Raw genomic sequence first — 26053 nt, 5'->3', positions numbered from 1 at the left:
CAGGGTTGCTGAATTCAGCAACCCTTTATATTAATTTTGGTAAATTATTTTTAAGTCAGCCTATACTAAACCAGCAATTTTAAAATTTTTTGGTGTATCCCCAGTACTGTTATCAATTGATGGTGCAATTGTATTTTTACAGGTATTTTCATCTTCCGTTGTTGAATTCGTTTCTGGCTCAGGATCACTTGGTTCACTAATAACTAAGCGATCGCATGGAATATTATCTGACAAAATCGCACTTGCCATCATTCCAGTGTGAATTTCTAAATGAGCCGCACGAGGTGCTTCAAATGCCAACCTCTGTCCGGGAAATACTACCCGTTCAAAGTACCAATTTGGAATGTTGGTGATGCGTGCCACCTGGATTTTACTCGTGGCATTGACGTAGCAGCAGAGAATCTTTCCAGATTGCTCAGGTGGTAGAGAGTCTAAAATTTGAGCCATAACTGCTGAGGAGCTTTACGCCACAATTTTACATTACACCTGCAAAACTAGCACTCACTGATCCCCAATGACTGTAACTGCGACTACCATCTGTTATATTTTGTGCAAAAAATCTACCTAAAGGAGTGGAAAACTTTTCAATACATCTTTAGATATATAATTAAATATGAAGTTTTGGTAAAGGAATGTGCTTTTTGCTTATTTACACATTATATGGAGATAAATTCTAAGGCTTTCTACCAGAACTTGGCAAGCAAAAAAGCATAAAATTTAATTAACAAAATTTGGGGGTCAATTCCCCTGCCTAACTACGGCAGACCCTTTGGGTAAGTCCTATTTTCCATAAATCATCTGTGGATATCAACAATAAACTTAGATGTCAAGTAAAATTAGATTAACGACATAAATCAAAACAATCTTAAACTTCATAGTTTAAGAGCCTATTTCACTTACCCCAGCACAACGGCAAGATGGAAGCTCAAACAGCCACTTTGGAAAACCGAATTCTTTATGTTCGCCTTCCTTGCAACCCCATCTTCCCGATAGGAGTTGTCTACCTAAGCGATCATGTTCATAAGTTGTTTCCCAATATCGAACAGCGGATTTTTGATTTGGGAACTGTGCCACCTTTAGATTATGCTTCAGCTTTAGAGCAATGCGTAGATGAATTTAAACCGACGCTATTAGTATTTTCGTGGCGGGATATTCAAATTTATGCACCGGTGGGTGGAAGAGGCGGAAACCCACTGCAAAATGCCTTTGAATTTTATTATGCTAAGAACCCCTTAATCAAATTACGGGGTGCATTGGGCGGTTTACGGATTTTTACCGCTTACTATGTGGAATTGTGGCGTAACTTAGGTTTAATTAAAAGAGGGCTAAAACGTGCCCAAAGTTACCATCAGGAAGCCCGTGTGATTGTTGGCGGTGGTGCAGTTAGTGTATTTTATGAGCAATTGGGTAAAAGTTTGCCAACAGGGACAGTAGTTTCGGTGGGTGAAGGTGAAACCTTGCTCACAAAAATACTTGGTGGGCAAGAATTCCGGGATGAAAGATGCTACGTTGTAGGGGAAGATCGTCCACGCGATCGCTTAATCCATGAACAGCCTACACCACTGGAAAAAAGCGCTTGTAACTACGACTATATCGAAACTATTTGGTCGGAATTTAGCTACTATCTCCAAGAGAAAGATTTTTATATAGGTGTTCAAACCAAGCGAGGTTGCCCCCATAACTGCTGTTATTGTGTCTACACAGTTGTTGAAGGAAAACAAGTCCGGATTAATCCCAGCGATGAAGTAGTCAACGAAATTCGCCAACTCTACAACCGTGGTGTTCGTAACTTCTGGTTTACCGATGCCCAATTTATTCCAGCCAAAAAGTTTATCGATGATGCCATAGAATTACTCAAAAAAATAGTTGATTCTGGCATGACAGATATCAAATGGGCTGCATATATTCGGGCTGATAATTTAAACCCAGAATTATGCGATTTAATGGTAAAAACTGGGATGAACTACTTTGAAATAGGTATTACCAGTGGTTCCCAAGAGTTGGTCAGAAAAATGCGGATGGGTTACAATCTCCGCGTAGTTTTGCAAAACTGCCGCGATTTAAAAGCAGCAGGATTTAACGATTTAGTTTCTGTCAATTACTCCTTTAATGTGATTGATGAACGTCCCGAAACCATCCGGCAAACCATAGCATACCACCGCGAACTCGAACGGATATTTGGCGCAGATAAAGTTGAACCTGCTATTTTCTTTATTGGTTTACAACCTCACACACACCTGGAAGAATATGCCTTTAAGGAAAATATTCTCAAACCAGGTTACGATCCAATGAGTTTGATGCCGTGGACAGCCAAAAAACTGCTATGGAATCCTGAACCTCTCGGTTCTTTATTTGGTGAAGTTTGCTTACAAGCTTGGCGACAAAATCCCAACGACTTTGGACGAGAAGTAATGAATATTCTGGAGACTAGATTTGGTTGTGCGCCTTTAGAAGAGGCACTCACAGCACCAATTGAGCCAAAAACAAAACAATTAGTTAGCGTTTAGAAAAACTATGTGAGACTTCCAAATAAAAAATATCTCAAAATTTCTTGTAGGCATCTTGCCTGCTACTAATACAAGAACAGGCAAGACTTCGGCGTGAGCGCTCAGTCCTTTGACAGGCTCAGGAAGCATCGAACGCTGCCTATCCCACAATATTGGATCATCTTTTTTGTGGAGTTCTCTATAGATAATTTTGTTTGAGTATAGGTGCGTGGTTTTCTAAACCATGCGCCTTTAGCATTTTATTTAAGTATTAACAAATTAACAGATAAGGAGTGATTTCCCCGATAAAACAGCATTTTAAGTTTATCAAATATTTATATTTAAAATAGCACTACATAGGAACTATAAATTTAAGTTTAAATTTATCTAAATTTCAAAGCAATCAGGAAAATACCCACCATAGTCTTTATATATTTCTGTTCTTATCACCGATGTTTTTTTTGATTAACTACAGAGATGATGGACAGATAAATAATTCTCTCTGGTATAAGATCATGAGACTACAAAAACATAAAATACAAAATATTTCAGCGACGCTTGCTCTAACAATTGGTACTTTCTTAAGTATTAGTAACAGTTCTCAAGCGGCTATTTTTACTACTAACTTTACTCAAATAGGTGGTTCAAAAGGAGATATAGAGCTTAACTCCATTACTCAAAATGGTGAAACATTTGACAGCTTCATCAGTATTAAAAATGTAGAGATTGATTGGACTAAAACCACCAAAGTAGATCAAACTAAAGGTACAAGAAGCAATGGAGAAACAGGAAGTGGCTCAATAAATAATACAGGTTCTCTCAGTACTGAGAAAACTGACAATAGCACCTCTAGTATACTAGTTTCTGGCACTAAAGATGTAACAAATGATCAGGTAAAAGAAGTATTCAATGACAAGTATCTCAGTACTTTTCTTGATGGGGAAGATGATGGCTTCTTTTCGATGAAAATGTTCTTCGATCAAAAAATTACTCAAGATAATACAGGATTGGATAGTCTATTCTTCTGGGAAAGAGGAATGAATAGCGATCTTACCGTTTCAGCGGTTGATGAAAAAGGTAAAGTTATTGGACAATCAGTTAAACTTGTACGCACAGGAGGACTAAGTACAGAAAAAAATAATTTGTCTAACTTACAAACAACATTGACAAAACTCTCATCTATCGATATTCCGACATCTCAAACTCAAATAGCTACTACCAGACAAGAAATAAATACTCTAAATAATACAATCGTTACCTTAACATCTCAAATTCCAAATCTGGAAGGTAATGTTCAAACATCTCAGTCAAAAGTTGATAGTTTAAATGCTCAGTTAGCTGTAAGAGGCTTATCGAATAGAGATAGAAGAAATCTAAATTCTCAGCTATCAACCGCAAATACAGAACTGAATAACGCCAAAAAAGCATTAACCAGTACTAACAATAGCTTAACATCAACCCAAAATACATTAACGACAAAAAATACCGCATTAGAAACACAAACCAAAAATCTGCAACTGCTTGAAAGTCAAGTCAGCACTACTCAATCTAAAATTGAAACATCAAAAACTGACATAGCCAACCGCGAAAGTAATTATGCAGGTTTTGATATCAACTCTCTCGAAATTAATAACACTCAAAAAGTCGGTTCTTGGGGTGTTAATCTCAAGCAATTTGGGGTCAAGAGTATATATGGGATTCTTCTTCAGGGTAATGGGGTAGCAGATAGCGGTGCTGATATTGTTGGCGTTGTCGCACGCAGAAAAGTCCCCGAATCTTCCAACTTATTCGGCTTGGCAGTAGTTGGTGGGATTGCCTACTTCTACCGTCGTAATCAGAAATCTAGAAAAATGTCTCTTCTTTAAAAGCTGCTGATTCTGCTAGAAAATATTTAGATCTACATTGTTACGATTGAGCCTTGGTGCACTACTAAAAACCCTAATTTAGACTACATAATTACTCAAAGCTTCACAAACACTACCCTTATTAATCTGCTAGTTGAGTAAGTTCCATAAAACTGTAGAGAGATCATCTAAAATAATATCTTTACAGTTTTATTGTTTTGTGAGATTGTTTTTTCTACTCTGACGCATCCACAAAGCCAATAGGAACAAAAATATAATTCCCATTACTCCTGCTAGTGGATTATCATTAACACCCGTCACCCATTGCGGTACTGTACCTGAATATTTAATTAATTTACCGACATTAATTACATACCATCCCCAAATTAAACCTGCATGGATACCGATTGATAAACCCAAACGTCGCCGATGATTTTGTTTTGCCCAAGCTAAAGTCAACGCTAATAGCAACAAGCCGAAAAATTGTGGTGAAGTGCGAATAATTTCTGGAAGAGGTTTGAGGAAATGGGACACAGCAAAAATTAGCGAACTTGCCCAAATAACTATATTTGGTTTGTAGTCTCGTTCTAATTCATCGTATATCCAACCACGAAAAAGTAATTCTTCAGCTAAAGCTGTTCCCAAAGCGGTGGGAATTGCTTCCAAAATAAATCTAAATATCGAAGAATTGGGTTGTTGCCATTGTAACCAACCAAGCAAACCTTGAAGCACAAATAAGATTTGAATACTAATTAAGCCAATGGCTAAACCCCGTAGAAGTTCAACACCGTTTTGGCGACTAACTTCTAATCCATAGTGTTGAAATTGGTCTGGTTGTTGGTGAATATATTTATTCCACCAGGGTAGAAGAATAATTAATCCCAAGGCAAAACATAACATTGCCCAATTAGTATCAATTTTTGCTTTTTCTAGGAGTAAATATACAGATATTACTAAAGGTAGAGCAGAAATCCCCAGTATAGATAAAAATATAAAAATTCTAACTGGTGCTGATCGCTGGGATAAAAGTTGCAGATTCATATCAATAAAATATAAATAAATACTTATTGCTCAAGTTTTGAAGTATATCGTGACCGTTTGAACAAAATATCGTTCAAATCACACGGAACCTTACCTTTTGGTGCCACAAAAACATAACTCGTCGCCCCTTCAGCTTTTCCAGATAAATGTCACACTTCTTTATGGGTTGTTTTCTTTACAGACGCTTTGCTTAAGAGAAGCATTTTTACTTCAGCGGGGCAGCCGAGCTACTGGCACTGTCAGCAAAAGAGTACCTGTGAGTCAACCCTGCACATTTACTTGAAGCCAGAATTAATTACGTAGGTTGCTGAAGCATCGAATCTCAATAGCGATCGCATAGATCTTGTGAACTGCTTCTCGAAATCTGATTGCTCATGACATTGATGCGTTCGTGAACTGCTTTGCTAATGACTTTGTGGGTGAACAGCCACTACACCCGAAGCAAAACGTCACTGGCGCAGAACAGGTGCGAAAGAACTGGACTGGCATCTTTGCTCAAGTTCCTGACCTCCAAGCAAAATTGATTGCCCATACGATCGCTGGTGACATGGGTTGGTCGGAGTGGCATTGGCAAGGAAAACATATAAACAGCACAGAATTCAATATGCGAGGCGTTGTCATTGTTGGACTAAGAGAAAACACGATTGCATGGGCGCGGCTGTACATGGAGCCAGTTGAAAGCCTACCAGAGTAGCACTGGTGAGCATCCTACTTCCAATTTCCGACTTAACACATTACCAACAACCAAACTATGAAGGTAAAACCTCACATCATGTTTCGTATCAAGTCGTGACCGCCTGTTCTAAATGAACCATAATGAGTTCTAAAGTTCTAAAAACCCGATTGGAGGAAATAAATACGAAATAATCCTCTTTTAAGTATATAAATAGTTAACTTTAGAGTGAACTACCTACACTGACTTTTTGTGAACTAAATCGTAAGCCTATGGAGTACATCAAAAGTCTTTAAAATATATTCGTTTTAAGAGGGTGTTTATTAAATAAATATTAAGTAGGGTGTGTTACGACTACGTAAGGATTTGGGGGTTTGAGTTAGTGAGAGTTTGTCGTAACGCACCAGCTAGTTGGTGCGTTACGACGGATTTAGATTGTTGATCAAAATGAGTACAGTCGTGCGTCTTACACACCCTACATTTGTATTTTATTTAATCCACATTCCTAAAAGTTTTGTAGGGGAAATTGCCAAAAATCTATTACCTTGCACCAGCTTTAACACCCGTACCATTTTTAGATGATGTATCTTCCGCAACTTCTACGCCGAAGGTGCGCCCGAAGACTTTCTCCACCTTGGAACCAGAATCAATTGATTCAAGGGGATCTTTCCGTAAACGGTGGCGTAGACACAGTGTAATTACGCGATGGATATCATCAATTGTTACCTCTGTGCGACCTTCAAAAGCAGTGAGAGCTTTGGCGGCTCTGTTGGTGACGATATCACCGCGTAACCCATCTACATCTAGCTCAGAACAAACTTCGGAGATTTTTACCCGCAGTTCATAGTCCATGTTGACTGAGGGTAGTAAATTCTGAGCATTAATGATGCTTTGCTGTAAAGCATCTTGTTCTGGTTGACATTTTTCTAAAAATGGGAGGGGATTTTGGTCAAATTCTGAACGCTGTTCTACGATTTGTACTCGGAGTGCAGGTGCTTTCACTGTTCTAATTTCGGCGTGCATTCCGAAACGATCTAATAGTTGGGGACGTAGTTCTCCTTCTTCGGGGTTTCCGGAACCAACTAAAACAAATCTGGCTGGGTGACGGATGGAAATTCCTTCCCGTTCGACTGTGTTCCAACCACTTGCAGCGGAGTCTAGGAGGACATCGACAAGGTGATCGTCGAGTAAGTTGACTTCATCAACGTAGAGAATTCCTCGGTTCGCTTTTGCCAAAAGTCCTGGTTCAAAAGCTTTGACACCTTCTGATAATGCTTTTTCAATATCAATAGTGCCGCAAACTCTGTCTTCGGTGGCTCCTAGGGGTAGGTCAATCATCTGTACCTTTTTTTGCACCACTGGGAGACTTGACCCTTGCTGAAGGGCGTTACGAGCTTCATCACCCATCAATTCTGGGTCACTAGGATGACTATTAAAGGGGTCATTTTCCACTACGGGAATTTCTGGGAGCAAATCAGCTAAAGCTCTGATAGTAGTTGACTTTCCCGTACCACGATCGCCCATAATCATGACACCGCCGATTTTGGGGTCAATTACATTTAACAGCAGTGCCAATTTCATTTCTTCTTGACCGACAATTGCTGTAAATGGAAACACGACACGGCGAGTGTTTGCTGTAGTCTGAGCAGTTGAACTCACTAAATTACCTTTAAATATATTCTCTTATTACGTCTATATTGTGCCATAGCAATGGATTTTGAAATAGGGGGGAAGGAAGAGGGGGAGCGAGGGAGCAGAGGAGCAGGGGGAAGTATTTATATACTGTTGAGAACTATTTTTCTGCCGATCTTTGTATTTTCTAGTTTTTCTGTATTGCCAAAGTTCCTTGATTTGCATCTAGTTTTGCCATGACTCCGACGGGTAATGCTGCGTTATTACCATCATGACCAAAGGGTAAATCTGACACAATAGGTATGTTTAAATCAGATAAGCGATCGCGTAATACTTCCATCACATTAAAACTGGGGATATTTGCCGGTGGTTCACACTGACTAAATCTGCCGATGGCAATACCCCGCACTTTAGCTAAGACTCCACTCATTCGCCATTGTGTCAACATTCTATCAATTCGATAGGGTGCTTCTGATACGTCTTCGATAGCTAAAATCACATCATCAAAGTTGGGTTGGTATTTGGTTCCCAAAAGATGGGTTGCTACTGTCAAATTTCCAGGTAACAATACACCATCAACTATACCTCCACCCCAACCATTACCCTGTAATGGGGGAATTTCTTTTCCTTCTACCCAATCAAATAACCTTTGTTGTGACCATTCGGCTTCTGCTGCTAAGGTTGTTAATACTGCACCATGAACCCCGGAAATTCCAACTTGGTGGAGACTCCACAATAAAGCTGTGATATCAGAAAAACCAATTAACCACTTAGGGGTTAAAGTTGGTGTTGAACTTGGATTTTTTAACCTGTTCCAATCCCAATCTTCCAAAATTCGCGTACAGCCAAATCCACCCCGCGCGCAAAGTATCCCTTTACACTCTGGATCTTCCCATGCTGTTTGCAGATGGAAACGACGCTTGTCATCGGTTCCAGCTAAATAGCCCCACCTGTCATCTATCTGGGGAATTACCTCGATTGTATAACCACGCGATCGCCAAACCTCTACACCCCGCGAAAATGTGTCTAATTCCCGCAAAGCACCACTAGGGGCAATTACGCGTAATAAATCACCAGGTTGTAGTGCTGGGGGAATCATGATTTGAGATTTAATTTGAGGTTCACAATTGGAAATTTTTGCTTGCATTCAGTCTTTTCTACCCGACAAACTCTAAATAACCTTGACTTAATTCCTTCACTGCTGCATCGTAAAACATTTTTCCATGCTCAGGTGTTGCTAAAGCTGGATTAGAACCCATTCTGCCATCAGGGTAGCGCTGGCGAAAGTTTTTGGCACCATAGATATTATGTCCTTTGCCAACTTCTTCACTCAAAGGTGCTTTTTTAATCGCTTCCGGGTAAATATATTGAGTTAATGCAACCTCACTGGGTGTTGCGTGGGAACCTTCTTCATCTCCATATAATTCCTTAGCTAACTTGTAAACAGAACCACACATAAACCAGTTAGCTACTTGACATTCTACTTGAGTTGCATTTGCTATTTGTAAATCTTCTAACTCAGCATAGGTTTCGGAAAATGCCGCTTTTAAAGTCGCAATATTTCCCCCATGTCCATTAATAAAATAAAACTTGTTAAAACCAACTTTTGCCAAACAAGTAATCTGTTCAGAAATTACTTTGATCATGGTACTAGGACGTAGGCTGATTGTACCGGGAAAAGCTATGTGATGTAGTGCCATTCCCACATTAATTGTCGGTGCAACGATTGCGTGGGTTGCTTCTCCAACTCCATAAGCTACTGCTTCTGCACAAATAGCATCAGTACCAATTAATCCCGTAGGTCCATGTTGTTCAGTAGAACCAATAGGAATAATAATTCCTTTTGAAGTTTCTAAGTAAGTTTCGACTTCTTGCCAAGTGCTAAGATGTAATCGCATTTTTATTTTAATGGTGTTCAATATACTAGTTAATTTTTACATATAAATTATAGAACCGGAGTTTTTTGAGCGATTCAAATGCGTCATTGCGACGTAAGGAAGCAATCTCAAGGTTTTGATGGAAAACTACAGTTCTCAAGATAGACGAGGTTTATTTACTATCTAAAATATTATTGATATCTTGCTTTTCTAGCTCTCGAAATTTCTGAATTTCTAAGATTGTATCTTCCCAAAATTCACCTTCAAACTTACCTGCAAGCTTTGCCAGAGGATGCTGGGGAATTGGAGTTTTTTCATCTTTCTTTTTAGGTAGCTTGTTAGTTGTCATTGGAATTGTAGTTGCTTTATATGCAAATATTATCTTAGCGTGATAAAGTTACGGTTCGCTTGCGCGATCGCATGATGGATTTAGTCCGCTCCACGCTTGATAATAGCTTGAAACATAACGCACCACTCTTTACTATTTCTTCCATCATATAAGTGGAATTTTATGCAAATACCCGAAACTAATCCGCAGATGGCAAATATACCAATGTCTGCACCCAGTCTCTACGAAACTGATTTTTATGGATGGACACAGCAGCAAGTAGATTTGATTCGCAAGCAGCAGTGGAATCAAATTGAGTGGCAAAATGTGATTGAGGAAATTGAGTCTTTGGGTAAACAGCAGCGTCAAGAACTACGTAACCGTTTGAGTGTGTTGGTTGGACATTTATTAAAATGGCAGTTTCAACCCCAATGTCGTAGTCGTAGCTGGTTGGCAACTCTTCGGATTCAACGTCGTGATACTTTACGTTTACTCCAAGATAATCCTAGTTTAAAATCCTATCTTGATGATGGGTTAGTAGAAGCCTATGAAAATGCTAGGGATTTGGCAATGGGAGAAACTGATTTACCTGAGGAAACTTTTCCCTTAGAATGTCCCTATGATTTGGAAGATATTTTTAGCAATAGCTTTTATCCTGGTGAACCTAGCGAGTTAGTTAATCGCCAATAAGGAATGTGGATTAAATAAAGTGCAACAGTAGGGTGTGTATAGCCTGACGGCATACCCTACGGGAAGCAAGCTACAAGAAAAGCCTTGCGTAACGCACCATTCCAAGTTTAGTTATGATTACAGGCTATTAAATTTACGTTCCTAACTGAAAAATATATCTCAAAAAGTAATGCAACCAATTGAATCTTAACCACGACTATTGACTTATGTCGCCTAAATGTTGACTATTGACTATTGATTAATGGCTTTTGGCTACTAATGAAAAATCGAGGTTTTGAGCAGTTTTTTCGAGAACTTGACAAGCGTCCAGTCCTTGCTGTGATGCTTTCTGTGTTATGGTTGGCGGTATTTGGGGGGATAGGGTTCTTCCTGAATTTGGGAAGTGTGGGTTTGGTTGATGAAACTGAACCTTTGTTTGCGGAAGCTTCCCGACAGATGTTGGTGAGGGGTGATTGGATTACGCCATTTTTTAATAATCAGACTCGTTTTGATAAGCCAGCACTGATTTATTGGTGTCAAGCGATCGCGTATTCTATTCTAGGGGTAAATGAGTGGGCTGTACGTTTACCTAGTGCCATCGCTGCTATGGTGGTGGTGGGTTTGAGTTTCTATGTGTTGCAGTGGTACCAGTTGCAACGGGATAATTTAACTGGGATTTCTTCCCCAACTAAACGCTGGGTAACTGCTGCTTTCTGCGGTGCGGTGATATGTTTCACTCCAGAGATGATTATCTGGGGACGCACGGGTGTTTCTGACATGTTATTAACTGGTTGTATTGCTTCAGGTTTATTCTGTTTCTTTTTGGGTTATGCAACTTCCCCAGAAGAAAATCGGAAAAAAACTAATTGGTATATGTTTTTTTATATATTCGTTGCTGGGGCAATTTTAACAAAAGGTCCTGTGGGTATTGTTTTACCTGGTTTAATTATTGCTGCTTTCCTACTTTATGTTGGAAAATTGCGAGAAGTTATGGGTGAAATGCACCTAATTCTCGGCACTTTAACTATTCTAGTTTTAGCTGCACCGTGGTACATCTTGGTAACTTGGCGTAACGGTTGGAGTTTTATTAATTCTTTTTTTCTATACCATAATGTTGAACGTTTTACAAGTGTCGTCAATAGACATTCAGCACCTTGGTATTTTTATTTTTTAGTCGTATTACTACTTTTTGCTCCCTACTCAGTTTACTTACCAATAGCCATCGCCAGGTTGAAATTTTGGCGACGTAGCTGGTGGAGTTCGCAAACGCGATCGCATCAATTACCCCTATTCGCTGTATTCTGGTTTTTGGGTGTGTTTGGCTTTTTTACCGTTTCCATTACCAAACTTCCCAGTTATGTTTTACCCTTAATGCCAGCTGCGGCAATTCTGATTGCTTTACTTTGGGCTGAGTTGCTGCCAAACTCTTCAGATGCACCAAATTACTTTTGGTTAAGAGTTAGTGGTTGGGTGAATGTAGCTTTCATAATTACTCTGGGAGTAGTTTTATTTTACGTCCCGCAAATGCTGGGTAGTGATCCTGCGCTACCAAATTTTGGGGAAGCTTTGCAAAAGTCGAATTTGACGACAATTGGGGGTGTAATTTGGCTGGTATGTGGATTGATACTAGCGTTTTTTGTCATACGTCGTCAGTGGGTAACTATTTTGGGTGTAAATTTAGCAGCATTTTCCCTATTTTTGCTCATCGTCATCACACCAGCCCTATTTTTGCTGGACGAACAACGACAATTACCCCTACGGCAATTATCAGCGATCGCACTCCAAAACAAACAGCCCCAAGATGAGTTAGTTATGGTAGGGTTTAAAAAACCAAGTGTTGTATTTTACACAGGTCGTTCTGTTAACTACATCAGAACAACTCCTGGGGGTAAAGATTACATCAACAGCAAAACTACAAATCAATTAGCTTCTTTATTACTCATTACCCAATCACCGAAAATCCCGCAAATGGGACTACAACCCAAAGATTACACTAGCTTGGGTAAAAGCGGTGTTTATGAGTTAGTCAGATTGGGTAAAAAACAGTAGTTAGGGAAAGGGAAACAGGAAATCTGTTTACTCTTCACTGTTCACTGATAACTGATTCAATATCCCTTTAAACCCAAATTAATCCGATTCAGTAATTCTTCCATGGAAGTTGAACGTGGCAATACTTGAGTTTGTGAATCAAAGGGATTATCATCCTTACTTGTCAGTGAACTAATAGCTACCTGCATAGATTCAGACAGAGTTAGTGGTTCCTCATCACTGACACGTCGATCTAAAACCAGCACTGGTGGGAGTTTAAATGGCAATTTGCTCAAAGCTGTGATAGCTGAATGAATCTGCTTTTCATCTGTAGATTCACTTAGGCACACCAGTAATAGATCAATGCTGCGATGACGGATTTGTTGCAGTAACTCTGCCCAAGAACGAGCCATAGAAGACTTTAAACCCGCTGTTTGTAGGTATTGAATCAAAGCTTGAAACCACTCACAACCATGGGAAACAGTCAAGGGTTGTAATCCTGGGAATAATTCCAGTTCAACATTTTTTCGGAGATTTCCCCGTTTAGCCTTCGGCAAATCTGGTAATACTGTTAAATCTACCACTAAAATGCTTGGGGGACAGCACACACCAGCGGCAATTTGCAGTACCGATAATAAAGCTTCGGTTTTACCAACATCAGAAATATGTTCATTTTCTGATGATGCTAAACATGGAAACACTGAAAGTCCTTCAATTTGTGAAGCAGCTTGAGTGGTTTCAACAGTACAGGTAACTAAGGGAATACCGGATAAACGGGGACGCTTGGCTATTTTTTCCAGAAAATTTAATGCCGTTTGATTTTCAGCATCTAACAAAATGACATCAAACTCCCACACTTTCGACAAAACATCAGCTTGTTCAAAATCATCGACTTCAATGATGCGATGTTCGCAAAGAAATGGTTGCGAATTTGACTCCATATCTGGTTCAACTAACCGAAGAATCCGCAGAGGATTATTAGTTGTAATGGTTTCCCGTTGATCTTTACCAGATTTTTTCGGTTCGGACAAGCTTTGCAAAGCTTCTAAGGTTGGTGCTAACATCTGGTGTTGAACAGGCAAACTCAAGAAACTATCAGCACGATTTGTAAATGCTTGTTCTTTTTCAGCGGCAGTAGCAGTCACAATTACTTTGATTCCCCGCGTTGCTGAGTCAGATTTGAGCAAAGTTAACACATCCCAACCTGATAACAAAGGTAGCAAAGGGTTGAGGAATATGGCTTTGGGTTGTAAACGTCGAGCTTTTTCCACCGCTTCACAACCTGATCTAGCAATGACGACGCGATAACCTAAACCTGTAAGTTGTTCTGTTAAATCTTCAATATATCGTCCCACTGCTTCCACGACTAAAACTAGACGTTGTGATGAATTGGAATTGGGTACAGACTGAGACAGAGGGACTTTCCCATGGAGGATTAAATCCTCGTTTTCGTCCCAGAAAACGTCATTGTTGTTTTGTGATGGTTTGGATGTTTCCCGAAATAAGCCGGCATTTTTAGATGAATTTACGGTGTTATTCTGGTTACTAATATTACTGTCGTTAAAAGCCGACCAACGCCGTACCTGTTGATCTGTAAAGGAATTTTTGGCAGGAGTTGGGGGTAAAAGAAGGGTAAATTGGCTACCTTTACCTTCGCGGGAAAGAAAGCTGACATCTCCACCATGGAGTCGTGCTAAAGCACGGGTAAGTACTAATCCCAAACCTGTCCCCTCAAATTGTCGAGTTAGGGGATTTTCCAACTGTTGAAATTTTTGGAAAATTAGGTGTTGTTGATGTTCTGGAATTCCGATTCCTGTATCCCAAATAGTGAAAGCAATCCAGCCTTCCCAACGGCTAATCTTAAGACCAATTTTACCACCTGTTTCGGTGAATTTTAAGGCATTGGAAAATAGATGGACTAACATTTGTCTTAATCTGAGTTCATCGGCAACGATTTCTTCCAAACCTGGTTGAATGTTGAGGGTAAATTGGTGAGTGGGTGAATTTGAGGAACTACCAATGGGGGCTTTGCTACTTTGTTGATGAATTGTCTTGGCTTCTGCGATCGCGCGATCGCATACTACCTGAATATTAACAGTGGCGGGTGTCAATTCCATCTGCCCGGTTTCCATCCGGGTCAAATCTAAAATATCATTGACAACGGTCATCAAATGCCGTCCACTTTGATGAATTAACCCCGCATATCTGGCTTGACGTTCGTTCAGTTCTCCTAGTTGCTGTTCCACTAGTAACCGTGACAACCCCAAAACAGATGTTAACGGTGTTTTCAACTCATGGCTGATGCAGGCTAAAAACTCATCCTTGAGACGGTTAAGTTGAATCAAATCGGCATTTTTGGCTGCCAATTCTTTACAAAGCTGTTGTTTTTCGGTAACATCTGTTGCCAACATCAACCACAAATTCGCATGAAGAATGGCTTCAGCGGGGGTAAATGTTGTTTCATAATCAATGCCGTAAGCCTTAGATTCTGGACTATCCAAGGGAATTTTGGCAAATTGCCACACCCGTTCCTGTCCACTTTGCACTTCCACCACACAGGTACAAGTACCTAACTCATTATCTAAAAAACAACGTCCTGGCGCATTAACTTCAACAGGTTTAACCTTCTGAGATTTGGTTGCCCTTTTGGTACGAGATACCTGTGGTGATGAACTAGGCGCTACTTTAGTAGAAGAACCTACCGATTGAGAAGCTTGCGGCACTAAATCAGGTGTATATTCCTGTTGTTGTCGAGAAAACGGAGATAGCACCATTTCCACTTCTTGTCTAATTCCTTCAGGATCTTTTAACATACCCAACTGTTGCCACCAAGCTGGGTTTTGTGTCACCACCTCACCACTTGTAGTTTGCAGCATTAAGGGCCAAGGTAAGCGCTCCAATAATTGAATCAATGGATGCTGATGGGGGGATTGGTGACTGCTGCTGACTTTGCTGGGGACATTCAAAGCAGGTGTAGGTAATTTCGCTTTTTGGCGTTGACTGGGGCTAGATTTTGCCGTTGAAAGCTGTTTTTTTCGCTGTGGCTGCTGTTTTGTGATGGTTTGTTGAGAGATATATTTCAATATCCGCAGGCTATCGAGAACTCCTAGTAACCGATTATCAGCATCATCAACAACTATCCAATTTAAATCATGGTGATTTTTGTGATCACTATGTTCTTGCTTCAGGATTTGGCAAAAATCCTCAAATTTAGTTTTAGCTGAGATAACTTGAATCGGTTCAATAAATTCCCCGTTTAAACTTCCATTTAGGAGGTTTCCTAACTGTTGCTGTAAATCAACCTCAGGAAGCAATAATAATTTTCGTAGCAAACAAGCAGAATTGAGTAAGCCAATCGGAATATTTTCCTCGTTTAAAACAATTATGCGATCGCACTGTGTTTGCTCAAACATCTCCAAAATAGTCGCCAATCTCAATGTCCCTTGGCAACTAGGCAAACTTAAAATAAACTCATAAAGTGAATAATGTAACATTAGGTTAAGGCATGGATTAAGTCTAAAATAAGATTTCAAGCACCTAACCCCACCGATTGCCCAAATCGCTAATGGTGTTGTGGCTTAGATGCCATATCTTTACAAAAAAATTCAATTCAATTCAAATCGATACTATAACAACAAAAAAATACAACTTACGTTACAAAAAGCTGCAATCCCTCTTGGAAGAAGCAACGATCCACCTATTGCCATCTAGCATTAGTATCATCCCTACAAGCTCCAATATTTGGAAAACATTGATTCAGCGTTAATAGACAAGCTGATGCTCACAATCTAGTTGTCCTCTCAACGGTAATTCCCAACCATCGCTACCTGCCTGAGGAAAAACACCGACCTTATGCTTAACCAGCTTACTGGTGGTGATACCAACATTGTTTTGGTGCTTTAACTCCACAATTGTATTGATCGATAGAACAATTATGACCTTAGATCATCCCTTTCAAACCTTTAGGAATTATAATGATTTGGAAAGAGACATTGTTTTATTTTTGTTTAATTATCTTATCAACTAGCAAGATAACTTTATCTGAATACAAACAATTTTTGCATAATTCAATTGGTTAGTAGTAAGCAAAGCTAAATTTGGAGTTTTTTGCTGATAATTTTAGAAATTTAACTTTAACCGATATATAAAAAATACATCTCAAGTTAGATACAAATCTTCAGTTTATGTCTTAACTGTTAAGTTAAAGATATCTTAACTAAACCTCATCCGTGTTGAAACATGGAGTTTATTAGCTGTCAAATATGTCATTGCATTAAGTGTTAACCTTTGGTGTTTCCTTTGCGATTTAGGGAAATAAAGCATAAAACCGAAGGGTTCACGCTCCAGAAACGCAAAGGTTGAGATTGCTTCGCTTCATTTGATTACGCTGGCAATGACTAATTTTGGCAAATAGCCCATCAGGCTCAGTAAGTCGGCGGGAATAAACACAACTTCTTGGAAACTATTTTTGGAAGTTTCCGCCCCCAAAATAGTTCCCGCTATGTAACGTAATGTAAATTAGCTTCAAAGTCTGATCCCTAATGACTTGTAAGTGAGTAGTGAGTAGGGAGTACTAGTACGTGAAGGTAGAAGTAAAAAGGCAGGAGGTGTTACCCTGAGCTTGTCCAAGGGCAGAAGGAATAAAGCCCATAAAACAAGCTTTTTGTCTATTTGCAATGGTTGCTTTATTTCCGCCGATCTGTACTAGGAAAATCCCTTACATCCTTGACGGTGAAAAAAATTTTTCATCGTGACTGCTTACTGCCTTGTCATAAAGACGATTTTCAACACCCACCTACTTATGTTGACTCATCAGTCATTCCCCATTCTTCTGGGACTCCTACCCCGCATTTTTACTTTGACAGACTACTAGGATCCCCTTCATCGTCTGACTCATAAGCAAAGTAAATATTAACTACAAACCCTGATTATCAATAGATAAATAAAATTATCTATTACCAGCTAGCTTTACTTGCAGGAGAGTCCACAAACAACAATGAGGTGGTAAGAAAATATGCAAAGATATTGATTGGATTGATCAATCTAGAGTAGGCAAGATATCTATTTCATGGGATAATTAGATATTTGAATTGTATAATCTATAGACATTCGTCCTGGTCTGTCCGATACCCCAAGTTCAAATTTGATTTTTATGAACTTATTCCAGATACACTTTAGATAGGATATAAAACAGCATATTCAAATAAAATATAAAATTGACAGATTTATATATTAATGCTGCCACCAGCACAATAGCCGTTCTTAATAAAAAATGACGAGCGCCGAACAGCAAGTACTATTAAAACAAATTAAATTAGACTACCGCCAGATTTTGATAATTTACTTTGCACCCGATAAAACGCTACAAGATAGGATTGATAAATTGGTCGAGACTCTCTTTCGTGCTAATATTCCTGTGCCACGAATAATTGAAATCCATATGGAACTGATTGATGAGTTTTCCATACAACTAAAACTAGAAGGAAGGACTAATGAAACACTGCTAGATTACCGTTTGACCTTAATCGATCTCCTCGCCAATTTATGCGAAGCATATCGGCGTTCCGTGTCACAATCAAGCCAAATACAACATAATCTTCAATAGCTTTGAGTTGTCAGAGTTAAGATTCTGAGAAAAAATTATTACTCCTGCTCAATCAAGAATAATTTATCCGCTAAATCTCCATTCTCAACTCTAATGTACTAATATTTATGGATAAAGTTAGAAAAACCTACGTTCTGAAATTATACGTAGCTGGGAACACCGCCAACTCAGTTCGAGCATTAAAGACACTAAAGAACATATTAGAAACCGAATTTCAAGGAGTTTATGCCTTGAAAGTAATAGATGTACTCAAAAATCCCCAACTTGCTGAGGAGGATAAGATTCTTGCAACCCCCACATTGTCAAAAATATTACCTCCGCCTGTGCGTAAAATTATTGGTGATCTTTCTGATAGAGAAAGAGTTTTAATTGGGCTAGATTTACTTTATGAAGAACTAAGTGACGATAATTATTTTGAAGAAAATACTTAAGTGGGAACAGAGAATTAACATGATATATAACATCATATAAATTATGGCTTCTATAGCTTCATCACTGATTGGCTAGAGTTTATTTATCTGCTTAAATCAATATTATAGGTATTGAGCGAAATAAACTTGACTATGAATTAAAGGTTATATGTCAATGTGAATTTCACATTTTTGAATATTCAACTCTAGATATGGGCTCTTTTTTTGATAAATTAGGTAAATTGGCAAAAATTAACCGCCAAATCCAAGTTGTTCCAACAGTAATTAATTTATTCCCGTTTGTTAGCGTCAAATAATGAGTGATAATGATTTGCCTTCGCAACAAAATACCAATTTACCTTCACCAAAAGTAGGTGGTGTAGAGAAAATTCGCACGATGATTGAGGGGTTTGACGACATCAGTCATGGAGGTTTGCCTATTGGTAGAACAACTTTGGTTAGTGGTACCTCTGGTACAGGCAAAACTCTGTTCTCCCTCCAATTTTTATACAACGGGATTCATGAGTTTAATGAAGCTGGGGTATTTGTGACCTTTGAAGAATCTCCCAGCGATATTATTAAAAATGCCTATATATTTGGTTGGGACTTACAAAGGCTGATCGAAGAAGGTAAATTGTTTATTGTTGATGCATCTCCAGATCCTGAAGGACAGGACATAATTGGTAGTTTTGATCTTTCTGCTTTAATCGAAAGACTTCAATATGCTATCCGTAAATACAAAGCAACTAGAGTATCAATTGATTCCATTACTGCGGTATTTCAACAGTATGAAGCGGTAGGTGTTGTACGTAGGGAAATATTTCGTCTAGTAGCAAGACTTAAACAGCTATACGTAACTACAATCATCACGACTGAACGTAGTGAAGAATATGGTCCAGTAGCTTCTTTCGGGGTTGAAGAATTTGTGTCTGATAATGTCGTAATTGTCAGAAATGTTTTAGAAGGGGAACGTAGACGCAGAACAATTGAGATTCTTAAGCTACGGGGTACCACTCACATGAAAGGAGAATATCCTTTTACAATTACCAACGATGGTGTAAATATTTTCCCTCTGGGAGCGATGCGCTTAACCCAACGCTCATCAAATATCCGTGTTTCTTCTGGTGTAGAAGCTTTAGACGTAATGTGTGGGGGTGGTTTCTTCAAAGATTCGATTATTTTAGCAACGGGTGCAACTGGAACAGGGAAAACACTTTTGGTAAGTAAATTTATCCAAACTGGTTGTACTGGTAGCGAAAGAGCAATTTTATTTGCCTATGAGGAGTCTCGCGCTCAATTATCTCGTAATGCTTCATCTTGGGGAATCAACTTTGAGGAACTAGAAGAGCAGGGATTACTGAAGATTATTTGTACTTATCCTGAATCTACAGGTTTGGAAGATCACCTACAAATAATTAAATCAGAAATTGCTGAGTTTAAACCTTCACGTATTGCCATTGATTCGCTGTCAGCTTTGGCACGGGGTGTTGGGAACAATGCTTTTCGGCAATTTGTCATTGGTGTAACTGGTTATGCCAAACAAGAGGAAATCACAGGATTTTTTACTAATACCAGCGACCAGTTTATGGGTTCTCATTCCATTACTGATTCCCACATCTCGACAATTACTGACACAATTATTATGCTGCAATATGTGGAAATTCGCGGTGAAATGTCGAGGGCAATTAATGTATTTAAAATGCGTGGCTCTTGGCATGACAAAGGTATTAGAGAATACAATATCACAGCGGAAGGTCCAGAAATTAAAGATTCATTTCGTAATTATGAGCGGATTGTCAGCGGCGCACCAACTCGTGTTGCAGTTGACGAAAAAGCAGAATTGTCGCGTATTGTCCAGGGGATTCAAGAAAAAAGTGACACCAATTCTTAAGCAAGCATTGTGTTATATTTCTCTATGCATGAGAAATGATGTGTGCCGCTTATTTTTTTGTGTGGGGGAATGCGGTGAAAGGATATCGATTGTTTTATAGTTTCTTACCAGGATTCACATTCGTTGTGTTATCCAGTCAATCAGTTTGGGCTAATAAGGTGAAAGTCACAGGTGTACAGCCAGGGATTTTACCAACTACCGAGTTGGGATTTTTAACGACCATGAGAAATGGTTTGCTAGATAATCACTTTAATCCCCAGTTATCAATTGAGGATGACTTGGGTAATTTAGCCAGTTTTAGTTTTGCTGGCGGTAATATGGTGGAAATGTTGGCAAATCCAACTATTATCTCAACTGTGTTGACACCGCCACAATTATCCCAATCAAGTTCTCCTGGGGAGGTTATCGTCAAAGATAATATACCTGTTTCAGGAGTGGTGAAGACAGTCCAATCAGAGCCAAAATTAGATCTAAATAATCGGGTTGAGGCTAAAGCACAATCCCGAATTTCAACATCTGTAAATAAAAAAATATTACCTGCTTCTTGGCAGAAAATACTAGATAGTCAGAAAAAAACAAATACTCTAAATAATTTTTTAGCAACTCGTAAAGTTGATTCAAAGGCATCTGTATTAATTGCTGATAAGTGGTGCGATGATTTACCCAATAATCAACTAACTAATTTGTCAGTTTCTGAGTGCCGGAAGTTGGTGTTACAGAAAGCAGGGCAAACCCGGAATCTGCATCTGGCACAAACAAAGCCAAAGACAGTACCACCCACTGTTACACCAGTAGTGACACCAGTTATGGCAAAACCTGCTGGTGGTTCTACTAAAACACCTAATTCTGGGGGAACAGTACCACCCACTGTTACACCAGTAGTGACACCAGTTACGCCAAAACCTGCTGGTGATTCTACTAAAACACCTAATTCTGGGGGAACAGTGCCACCAGTTATGGCAAAACCTGGTGCTGGTTCTACTCGGATACCCGATTATCTCAACCCAAATCCAAATTTACTGACATTTCCAACCAAACCCAGCGAAGTAAAACTGCAAGCTTCCCAACCACTGAGTTTGGAGCAAGCTTTGGAACTAGCGCGACGTAATAATCGAGAGTTACAGGTGTCATTGTTACAGTTGGAAGGTAGTCGTTCGGCACTGCGGGAACAACAAGCATCGCTTTTTCCTAACTTGAATTTGAGTACTGGTATTAATAAGGTCGAGTCACCTGATTTTTCATCTGGAACAAGTATTGATGGACAAGCGCAGATAAATTATAACTTGTATACTTCTGGTGCTAGACAGGCGGCTATTCGTTCGGCAGAAGAGCAGGTGCGTTCTAGTGAGCTAACTGTTGAGCAGCAATCGGAGACGATTCGTTTAAATGTTACGGGTCAGTATTATGATTTGCAACAAGCTGATCAGAATGTTCGCATATCCAGAAAAGCTGTACAGAATGCTGAAGTGAGTTTGAAGGATACGCAAGCATTGGAAAGTGCTGGAGTTGGAACACAGTTTGACGTGTTGCGATCGCGTGTTAATTTAGCGAACGCTCAACAAGACTTAGTAAACGCACTTTCATCTCAACGGGTTGCTCAGAGGCAGTTGGTGGTGACGTTGAGTTTACCGCAAACTCTGACAGTTACTGCTTCTGACGAAGTTAAACCTGCTGGGTTGTGGGATTTGAGTTTGGAAGAGAGTGTTGTTTTGGCGTTACAGAACCGACCAGAATTACAGCAAACCTTGGTAGCGAGAAATCAGAGCGAACAACGCAGAAGACAAGCACTTGCTCAACTTGGTCCTCAGGTTAGTTTTACTGGTCAATATAGATTGACTGATCAGTTTAAAGACACTATTCCAGTTAATGATACTTATTCGCTGCGAGTACAAGCTAGTTTAAACTTATTTGATGGTGGAGCCTCTCGCGCTCGTGCTGCTCAGGAGAAAACGAATATAGCGATCGCTGAAACCAATTTCGCTAACCAACGGGATCAAATTCGCTTTGAGGTTGAGAGGTTTTATTCACAGCAAGAGTCGAACCGCCAAAATATTCAAACGGCAAATGTGGCAGTTGATGAGGCGGAGCGAGCTTTACAATTAGCAAGATTACGTTTCCAGGCTGGTGTTGGTACTCAAACTGATGTCATTAACTCAGAAAATGACCTGACCCGCGCTGAAGGAAATCAAGTTCAGGCGATTCTTAACTACAATCGTGCTTTGGCGAGTCTTCAACGTTCAGTAACGCTGCGAGGATTACAAAGAAGGTAGCAGGGGGTAGGGGATGCAGGGGGCAGGGAGCAGGGGAGGCAGGGGAAGTGAGTATGTAAGTGACTTTTTTACTAGTAACTACTCACTAGCCACTACTCACTTACAACCCAATGCCTGATGCCCCAAACCGCTCCTAAATCAACTTGACAGCACGTAAGCCAAATAGCAAGCCGATTGCCAAGCCGATAAACGCACCTATGAACAGAACGAAAAGAATAGCGCCCAACATTTATTTTTCTCCATTTTTATTGATCATTCTCTATTGAACCATTAGATTCTGGATAAGGGAATTGGCAGGGTGGTGTAATGGAGTAAGAATATAGAGCAGATGTCAGGTAGTGCAGGGATTTATGACCTATGGCTTCAACGATTACAGTTAGTTTACCGCAGCAATCTTACGAAATAGCGATCGCACCCGGCAGTTTGAGCTTACTGGGTGGACATTTAGCTAAATTGAACTTGGGAAAAAAGATTCTGGTGGTGTCAAACCCAACGGTATTTCCCCTTTATGGTGAAAGTGCGATCGCGTCACTCCAAGAAGCTGGTTTTGATGTCTTTACCTGCATCCTCCCTGATGGTGAACGTTATAAAAATTTGGAGGTTTTGCAAAAAATATATGATGTTTGTTTGCAAAATCGCCTAGAACGCTCCTCCACAATGGTGGCTTTGGGTGGAGGTGTAATTGGTGATATGACTGGCTTTGCTGCTGCTACCTGGCTTCGAGGAATCAATTTTGTTCAGGTTCCCACGACACTTTTAGCCATGGTGGATTCTTCCATCGGTGGGAAAACGGGTGTGAATCATCCCCAAGGGAAAAACCTGATTGGCGCATTCTACCAACCTCAATTTGTGCTAATTGACCCGGATGTGTTGAAGACTTTGCCTGTAAGGGAATTTCGAGCCGGGATGGCAGAAGTAATTAAATATGGGGTAATTTGGGATAGGGATTTTTTTGCTCAGATGGAAGCTAGCTCCCATTTAGATGCGATGGATAATATTAGTCCAGAGTTGATGGAACTCATATTAAAGCGTTCTTGTCAAGCTAAAGCTGATGTAGTTAGTCAGGATGAAAAAGAGTCGGGAATCCGGGCAATTCTCAATTATGGACATACCATCGGACATGCAGTGGAAAGCTTGACAGGTTACACCGAAGTGGTTCACGGTGAAGGTGTGGGGATTGGGATGGTAGCAGCGGGGAAGATTGCGGCTGAATTGGGAATGTGGACACAAGCAGAGGTAGAAAGGCAAGATAGTTTGATTGTCAAAGCTGGCTTACCCAGAAAATTACCCCCAGGTTTGGACATTAGTCAAATAGTTGAAGCGCTGCAAATCGATAAAAAAGTTAAAGCGGGAAAAGTCAGGTTTATTTTACCGACTCAAATCGGGAATGTCACAATTACTGATGAAGTGCCAGCAGATATTATTCTTCGAGTTTTAGCTGAAATGGGAAATTAGGAACTATCGAAATTATGATGATTCCTCCCGGATATCTCTAAAGAACCAGCGGAAAAATAAATAGTAGATGCACCCTGATTAAATTATTGACCCCAGTTACTTGTCGCTGGGGTCTTTTATTAGCTATTTTTACTCAATTTGCAATAAATTAGCTGTTTTTTCCTGATATATCTGGAACTGCCTTGGATAAGTAAATGGTAGATGCACCCTGATTAAATTTTAACCTCAGTCGATTTATTGGCTGAGGTTCTTTATTTTTTAACCAAACTTGGGGAATTCCCCACGGCTCTATAGCCTGGGGATGGATAGCAACAGATGCTCCATCCAGCATCTAAAATATTTGATTTGATCTGATTGTAGAAAAATGGTAAGATCACAGTGGTTGAGACCCACCCATAAGACTAAGAGGCTACGGTACTCGACTAAGATTGGGGAAGAGACATAAACCCAGCTGGTCAGCTGTTTCTGTAATTCCAAGGTAAGTCTGCCGACAAAATAATCAAACAATCTCAGGAAGTGGGATTGCTGCCTGTGGACGCGGTGTAAGACCAAAAGCTAGACGGCTGGTGGAGGCAATTGCGAATGAGACGGGAAACTCCGTAGACGAATAAAACCGTCCTTGTGCTAGTTGAAATTGGAAGCCCCATTTTCAGCCAAAGGCAAGATGGGGTACTTCACAAGGAAACAGGGAACAGGGAATGAGTAATAAGTAATAAGTAATGAGTTTGAAAGTATTTTATAAATTAAACCAAATAAATTGAATCTTCCGGATTGTAGCGCGATCGCATCGGATAACAAGTGTAGATGCACCCTAATTCATCGTAGTCCCTGGTTCCCAAGACCGGGGATTTTTTTAATCAGTTATCAGGTGTATTAATTTTTACTGTTCCCTGTTCCCTGTTCCCTGATTTAATTGGGGACAAATACAGCTATAGCTTTGGGAATAACGCGGAAATGTGCGGGTGTATAGGTTGTAATTTCGCCGTCTGTGTTGATGGGACGGGGCTTGCGGGTGTATACTTCAAATTCTTGACCTTCTAAAGCGCGGACATTTCGCCAATGGATATGTTTACCATCTCGCATTGCTGGTAGTAAGGGGATAATTTGCCACCAGTGTTTCATCTCTAAACTATATAAATCAAGCCTTTGGTCGTCTATATTGGCATCAAATACTACCGCCATTCCGCCTCCGTAATATCGACCATTGCCCACGGCAATTTGGACAGTTTTCACAGAAATGGTTCTACCTTGAAGAATAATATCAGCGCTGAAGGGTCGAGATTCCCAAATAACTTTGAGTGCGGTAGCTGCATAGGCAAGAACACCCCAACGACGTTTAGCTTGTTTGGTTAATCGCTGGGTAATTTTGACGCTTAGTCCTAAACTTGCGACATTGAAAAAGTGTTTACCATTAACCCAACCTAGATCAATGTAGCGGATTTTTCCGGATGCGATCGCATTACAAGCTGCGGGTAAGGAATTTGGTATATTCAAAGTCCTAGCTAAATCGTTTGCGGTTCCTAATGGCAAGACTCCTAGGGGTAATTTAGTTTCTAGTAAACCTTCGATAGCTGCATTTAGGGTACCATCTCCCCCACCGACAATTACCAAATCAACTCGATGCTTATATTGGTGAATCATCTCCGTCATGTGGTGGGGTTCATCGGTAGATTCGATAAATAACTCCAAACCTAGATTTTGCAGATATGCAACAACTTCATCACTGCGTTGTTTACCTTGACGGGAATGATGATTAATTAGAAGCAATGCCCGCTCATTCATAACTTACCATTTTGCTTGCTTGGATATCAGGCGTATTCCCCGATTCTATCTTGTTTTGACAT

Annotated in this window: 21 protein-coding genes; 10 read left to right on the top strand and 11 right to left on the bottom strand. The window is 39.9% G+C overall.

Features of this window, described 5'->3' with window-relative positions; all coding sequences use genetic code 11:
* Positions 1-60: 60 nt before the first annotated feature.
* The gene (locus CAL6303_RS09215) at positions 61-447 is read right to left on the bottom strand and encodes a DUF1830 domain-containing protein (RefSeq protein WP_015197576.1); all 387 of its coding nucleotides are present in this window, start codon (positions 445-447) and stop codon (positions 61-63) included.
* Positions 448-917: 470 nt separating this feature from the next.
* Between CAL6303_RS09215 and CAL6303_RS09210 the strand changes: the two genes are divergently transcribed.
* Together CAL6303_RS09210 and CAL6303_RS09205 are read left to right on the top strand one after the other, a co-directional pair.
* Positions 918-2507 carry a photosystem II high light acclimation radical SAM protein gene (locus tag CAL6303_RS09210; protein ID WP_015197575.1) on the top strand — a complete coding sequence of 530 codons (1590 nt, stop codon included), beginning with the start codon at positions 918-920 and terminating at the stop codon, positions 2505-2507.
* 431 nt (positions 2508-2938) lie between these two features.
* Positions 2939-4351, top strand: a complete 1413-nt coding sequence (locus CAL6303_RS09205; RefSeq protein WP_015197574.1) for an exosortase-dependent surface protein XDP2 — start codon at positions 2939-2941, stop codon at positions 4349-4351.
* Between the two features lie 189 nt (positions 4352-4540).
* Here CAL6303_RS09205 and CAL6303_RS09200 read toward each other — a convergent pair whose 3' ends face one another.
* Entirely contained in the window at positions 4541-5371 is an 831-nt protein-coding gene (locus CAL6303_RS09200; protein ID WP_015197573.1) for a CPBP family intramembrane glutamic endopeptidase, read from the bottom strand.
* Between the two features lie 364 nt (positions 5372-5735).
* Here CAL6303_RS09200 and CAL6303_RS09195 point away from each other — a divergent pair, with 364 nt between their 5' ends.
* Positions 5736-6065 (top strand): nuclear transport factor 2 family protein, encoded by a 330-nt coding sequence (locus CAL6303_RS09195; protein WP_144051018.1) that lies wholly within the window; start codon positions 5736-5738, stop codon positions 6063-6065.
* Positions 6066-6584: 519 nt separating this feature from the next.
* On the opposite strand, the gene bchI is transcribed toward CAL6303_RS09195, so the two are convergent.
* The 4 genes from bchI to CAL6303_RS30265 all read right to left on the bottom strand — a co-directional run bounded on the left by bchI (position 6585) and on the right by CAL6303_RS30265 (position 9902).
* Positions 6585-7703: a magnesium chelatase ATPase subunit I gene (bchI, locus tag CAL6303_RS09190; protein ID WP_015197571.1), complete on the bottom strand. Its 1119-nt coding sequence runs from the start codon at positions 7701-7703 to the stop codon at positions 6585-6587.
* A gap of 160 nt (positions 7704-7863) precedes the next feature.
* Positions 7864-8823, bottom strand: a complete 960-nt coding sequence (locus CAL6303_RS09185; RefSeq protein ID WP_015197570.1) for a S66 peptidase family protein — start codon at positions 8821-8823, stop codon at positions 7864-7866.
* 10 nt (positions 8824-8833) lie between these two features.
* Complete coding sequence (locus CAL6303_RS09180; RefSeq protein WP_015197569.1) at positions 8834-9574, bottom strand: creatininase family protein; 741 nt, start codon at positions 9572-9574, stop codon at positions 8834-8836.
* 151 nt (positions 9575-9725) lie between these two features.
* On the bottom strand, positions 9726-9902 hold the full coding sequence (locus tag CAL6303_RS30265) for a hypothetical protein (RefSeq protein WP_015197568.1): 177 nt from the start codon (positions 9900-9902) through the stop codon (positions 9726-9728).
* Positions 9903-10064: 162 nt separating this feature from the next.
* On the opposite strand from CAL6303_RS30265, the gene CAL6303_RS09175 reads away from it, so the two are divergent.
* Together CAL6303_RS09175 and CAL6303_RS09170 are read left to right on the top strand one after the other, a co-directional pair.
* Entirely contained in the window at positions 10065-10571 is a 507-nt protein-coding gene (locus tag CAL6303_RS09175; protein ID WP_015197567.1) for a DUF29 domain-containing protein, read from the top strand.
* A gap of 258 nt (positions 10572-10829) precedes the next feature.
* Positions 10830-12599 (top strand): ArnT family glycosyltransferase, encoded by a 1770-nt coding sequence (locus CAL6303_RS09170; RefSeq protein WP_015197566.1) that lies wholly within the window; start codon positions 10830-10832, stop codon positions 12597-12599.
* Positions 12600-12655: 56 nt separating this feature from the next.
* On the opposite strand, the gene CAL6303_RS09165 is transcribed toward CAL6303_RS09170, so the two are convergent.
* On the bottom strand, positions 12656-16072 hold the full coding sequence (locus CAL6303_RS09165) for a hybrid sensor histidine kinase/response regulator (protein WP_015197565.1): 3417 nt from the start codon (positions 16070-16072) through the stop codon (positions 12656-12658).
* Between the two features lie 268 nt (positions 16073-16340).
* Positions 16341-16487 carry a hypothetical protein gene (locus CAL6303_RS30260; RefSeq protein ID WP_158333136.1) on the bottom strand — a complete coding sequence of 49 codons (147 nt, stop codon included), beginning with the start codon at positions 16485-16487 and terminating at the stop codon, positions 16341-16343.
* Positions 16488-17850: 1363 nt separating this feature from the next.
* Here CAL6303_RS30260 and CAL6303_RS09160 point away from each other — a divergent pair.
* The 4 genes from CAL6303_RS09160 to CAL6303_RS09145 all read left to right on the top strand — a co-directional run bounded on the left by CAL6303_RS09160 (position 17851) and on the right by CAL6303_RS09145 (position 22754).
* Positions 17851-18183 (top strand): KaiA family protein, encoded by a 333-nt coding sequence (locus CAL6303_RS09160; protein WP_015197564.1) that lies wholly within the window; start codon positions 17851-17853, stop codon positions 18181-18183.
* 107 nt (positions 18184-18290) lie between these two features.
* Positions 18291-18614 carry a circadian clock protein KaiB gene (gene kaiB, locus CAL6303_RS09155; RefSeq protein WP_015197563.1) on the top strand — a complete coding sequence of 108 codons (324 nt, stop codon included), beginning with the start codon at positions 18291-18293 and terminating at the stop codon, positions 18612-18614.
* Between the two features lie 295 nt (positions 18615-18909).
* Positions 18910-20484, top strand: coding sequence for a circadian clock protein KaiC (gene kaiC, locus CAL6303_RS09150; RefSeq protein ID WP_015197562.1), 1575 nt, complete (start codon positions 18910-18912; stop codon positions 20482-20484).
* A 125-nt stretch (positions 20485-20609) separates the two neighbouring features.
* Complete coding sequence (locus CAL6303_RS09145; RefSeq protein WP_321572299.1) at positions 20610-22754, top strand: TolC family protein; 2145 nt, start codon at positions 20610-20612, stop codon at positions 22752-22754.
* A 133-nt stretch (positions 22755-22887) separates the two neighbouring features.
* Here CAL6303_RS09145 and CAL6303_RS29845 read toward each other — a convergent pair whose 3' ends face one another.
* Positions 22888-22983, bottom strand: coding sequence for a cytochrome b6-f complex subunit PetL (locus CAL6303_RS29845; RefSeq protein WP_144051017.1), 96 nt, complete (start codon positions 22981-22983; stop codon positions 22888-22890).
* Positions 22984-23111: 128 nt separating this feature from the next.
* Between CAL6303_RS29845 and aroB the strand changes: the two genes are divergently transcribed.
* Complete coding sequence (aroB, locus tag CAL6303_RS09140) at positions 23112-24209, top strand: 3-dehydroquinate synthase (RefSeq protein ID WP_015197560.1); 1098 nt, start codon at positions 23112-23114, stop codon at positions 24207-24209.
* Between the two features lie 148 nt (positions 24210-24357).
* On the opposite strand, the gene CAL6303_RS09135 is transcribed toward aroB, so the two are convergent.
* Complete coding sequence (locus tag CAL6303_RS09135; RefSeq protein WP_015197559.1) at positions 24358-24540, bottom strand: hypothetical protein; 183 nt, start codon at positions 24538-24540, stop codon at positions 24358-24360.
* A gap of 578 nt (positions 24541-25118) precedes the next feature.
* On the bottom strand, positions 25119-25991 hold the full coding sequence (locus CAL6303_RS09130; protein ID WP_015197558.1) for a lipid kinase: 873 nt from the start codon (positions 25989-25991) through the stop codon (positions 25119-25121).
* Positions 25992-26053: the final 62 nt, after the last annotated feature.

Source organism: Calothrix sp. PCC 6303 (assembly GCF_000317435.1).
Classification (GTDB): domain Bacteria; phylum Cyanobacteriota; class Cyanobacteriia; order Cyanobacteriales; family Nostocaceae; genus PCC-6303.
The sequence above is the reverse complement of the archived record's forward strand: the minus strand, read 5'-3'. Positions and strand labels throughout refer to the sequence as shown.